Below are 3655 nucleotides of genomic sequence, written 5' to 3'. Positions count from 1 at the left end.
AACGACTATCAGCCGTACCGTGTGGGCCGAATCACGACGACATCGGTGGGCCAACTCAACTTGACAAAGCCACGCGAGATGGTCGGCAACTGCTCCGCCAATACGGCATACAGCTCGATCCACTCGGCTAGTGAATCGCACTCGACAAGGAGCAAGCCCTCGTAGGGCGGCCACATACTCGAGTTGCTCGCGTCGCGACTCAGCCAGTGCGCTCGGGGTCCCGCCGTTCGGAGTAGGTACGTCGAGGACCGTCGCTCTGCATCCCAGCGAGCGCGTGCCGATCGCCTGCAAACGTCGCCCGTTCGGGCGATCGCCCCCTGCCGTGCCCCGCTTCGAAGCGCCCGTCTGATGTCTGCAACAGGAGTCCCGCCGACGGAGACCTCCCAGAGGACGCATCGCAAATCAGAGAGCTTGGCTCGAACTTCAGACAGCGCCTGTGGACGCCCCTCCGGTAACAGTTCCCATTGTTCTTCCAGCGATTCGTCGGCGGCCTTGAGCAACTGATCTCCGACGAATGCAGCGAGCGAAGCGAACTGAGTCGCGTCGGACAGTCGCGGCGTCAGGTTGTCAACGACCCCTGAGATGAGTGAGTTGAGCGGGTCGTTGGTGAAGGCGTCCGGTTGCCCAGGTGAAGATGGATCTGCAGCGATACTTGGTCGCAACGACGCTGCGGCGGCCGACAGGCGCTCTTGAAGGTTGTCCAGCCGGGCGAGCTCTCGACTTGCAGTCGTGCCCAGCATCCAAGCCCGCGTGAGAGCCTCCAGATACTCATTCAAGTCGACAAGCATCTCTGCGGCTCCAGCGAGCCGCTCGGTAATCGACTCAGCGGCGGTCAAGACGACGGCGAAGGCAATCGCACGCCGGTTGAGGTCGATTGCTGCGTCGCTGTATAAGTACCGGCGCAACAGCGCGCTATGTCCGAATGATCGATCCCCAACAACGAGACGCCGAGAGCCCGCCAAGAGCACATCAACGTCAGCCCGAGTACAGCCCGGAAGATATGAAAGCGCGCGTTTAGCGAGCTCGATTGCTTTCGCGTCGATATCAACATCGTCGGAACAAAGCGCACGAATGTGTACTACGAACTCGCCGCCCTGCTCTTTCACGGACGACTCGACGACCGACACATCCACAAGGGCCATGAGTTCGAGCACTCTGTCCTCGCCGCCTGCCAGCTCCTGGAGGGCGTATGCAAGTGGAGCGCCGGCTTCGGCAGCGGACAGCAATATGTCACCGAGGCTATCTGGCGACAGATCTGCCAATTTTCGAGCCAGTGGGTTATCCGTCTCCGTGGGAATCGCGAACGCGATCTCTTCCACCATCGACGCCTCAACACCCCGCAGCGCATCGATGATGAATCGGAGATCGGTGCCGGATTCGATCTCGGCTAACAAGGCTGCGACTTGCGACGGGCCGAGAGCATCCAGCACCCTGTCTGGCAGCTGAAATGGCTGCAGTAGTTCTGCACGAAGGATCGGATGCGAAAGGCGTATCGGCTCCTTGAAGGACTGAACGAGGCTGTCCTCTACCTCGATCATTGACAGCTGGATCGCTGTTGCCTGCAAGGCTGGTGGCACGTTGTTCTCTTGCGCAATTTCGACAAGAACCGCAGCACGTGACTGTAGCTCAGCGTATAGAGCGGCCCGAAGAGCAAATCCGAGCAGAACTGCGGTTGGCTCTGACCTTAGGCGTTCAGCAAGCGCAGCGAACACAGGCTCAAGAAGCGTGGGATCGTCACGCAACGCGCCTGTCATGATTGCGGGAATCGATTCCGGAGGTAGGACCGCAATTAGCGTCGCAGCAGTCTGGGCAATAACGGGTGGGGGATAGTCGTGTACAGCGCGGGAAAGCATGGTCGATCGAAGTTGATGGAGCCCTGTAAGCAAGACACCGTCGCCGCGGATAAGGTGCTCGTCGCGCAGGGTTGGCAGTGCGAGTCGTATTTCGGCGCGAGTAAGGCCGGCCCTTTGTAGCGCGTCCAGAGGGACCGCTGCTCCCCACGCATGCGCTGTCGTCACTAGCTCGAGAATTGCTAGTTCGGCATTACGCCCTTCGGCGACACGGCGCTGAACCTGTGACTCAAGTACGTCCCTGAGACGGCTGCCGCGAGTAAGTAAGTATGTGTACTCCATGGTGAGTCCGTTCGCCTTTTCGAATGACTCTCGCCAGTGGGCTGCCGCAGTTCTCCCTCGGCGTTGAAGCTCCGTGAATATACGAATCGCTGTCCGTTCGTCGAGTTCGACGGGAATTATCTCGACCTCTGCCAACGACGTAAGCCCAAATAGGTCCTCCGTGCGAGCGGATGCGATCAGCGCGATGCCAGGGTGGGACGCCACTCGGCGCTCGAAGGCGTCCCATGCATTGCCATCGACACCGTTTAGCCCGTCGACGATGAAGCCGACCTTGGATGCCTCGTCGGCGCCCATCTCCTCCGCAAGTCGGATAAGGAGCGGTACGGCGTCCAGCGTCAGATCATGCACGCGGTACCAGAGCAGATCTCGACGTGAGTACGCAGCCGACCACAACACAGTGGACTTACCAACGCCGGAGGGGCCAGTAAGGAGTGAGACCGTGGATGAGTCGATCGCCTCGACAACCTTTCCGGCGAGCTCTGCGCGCGGAGCGGGAAATCCAGCCGAAATGTGGCCAGGCTCGGCAGATACGCCATCGAAATACCCTTCCGCAGGTAGCGCGGCAAAATCAACGAGCGAGCAGATACCGAGTTGAATCGCTTCTTGGATCGTCCGTGGGTCAACGACTTCCTTGACGGCATCGACGATTGCCCAGACGTCGGTGCGCTCAAGACCGTGAGGGATTTCGAGCTGGGAACGACCGTTCGCATCTGACGCCGCCGCAATGGCCGAACGGATCCGCTCAACAATGAGCGATGCGACCGCTGGGGTCGTGTCGGCGACGCGCTCGATGGTTTGCAGTGCCAGCGTTCGGGCTTCGTCCCACGGCAAGACTCGAATGCTGGTTCGATCACTAATGTCCGCGGCGGAGTCTCCAAATTCTCTAGCCACGGCTCTTGCTATGGGGTGGTCGTCGGGGAGTGACGACAGCAGCGTCGTCTCGCGATCGAAGCTGTCACCGGCTATGGGGCGTTCCACGATGAGTTGAAGAGGCCCGTCTGGAGCGTTTGCACTTACACGTCTTTGGCGTGCCCCCCACATTGCGGCGAGAAATCCAATGACGTCTCCGACCGAGTAGTCGCCGCGTTGCTCCTGCCTGCTCTTCACCTGAACATAGGTCGGCGTCGCGGACGCGAGCTGCAGATCTTCCAAACCCTCTGGGATGATCGGGCCACGATGGCTGTCGGAGAGTAGGTGCGTGGCAAACCACGCTCCCACGGTGTCTTGAAAATGGAAACCGCGACCGGCCGTCGCCCCCTTACGAGTCTTGCTCCACAATTCCTCCGGGGTTTCGTCGGAAGCAGGCATTCGGGGTCGCTCGCAATCATCGGTGAATGTCCCATGGCACCACTGGTAATTGGTAGCCCAGCCCGCCTATCAACTCGGCATCCTAGCGAATCGGGCGGGTCACATCGCCAAACTCGTTTGCTTGACGATATGGGCGCTGTGATGCCGGGTGTCGTTGTCGTTCCGCCGGCCGAGCGTAGCTCGCTCCCGAGACTCCGTGCCGGGCTTTCGACGCT

The 3655-nt window shown here is 60.3% G+C and carries 1 protein-coding gene; it reads right to left on the bottom strand.

All coding sequences use genetic code 11. The annotated features are described in order from the left end of the window. Positions 1–8: 8 nt before the first annotated feature. Positions 9–3440, bottom strand: a complete 3432-nt coding sequence (locus JNB50_RS24560; protein ID WP_208042717.1) for a hypothetical protein — start codon at positions 3438–3440, stop codon at positions 9–11. Positions 3441–3655: the final 215 nt, after the last annotated feature.

It is taken from the genome of Leifsonia sp. TF02-11, assembly GCF_017565305.1.
GTDB lineage: Bacteria > Actinomycetota > Actinomycetes > Actinomycetales > Microbacteriaceae > Leifsonia.
The sequence above is the reverse complement of the archived record's forward strand: the minus strand, read 5'-3'. Positions and strand labels throughout refer to the sequence as shown.

Excerpts from the sequence above, each read along its gene's own strand:
- JNB50_RS24560 (WP_208042717.1), bottom strand. The coding sequence starts at position 3,440 with ATGCCTGCTTCCGACGAAACCCCGGAGGAATTGTGGAGCAAGACTCGT.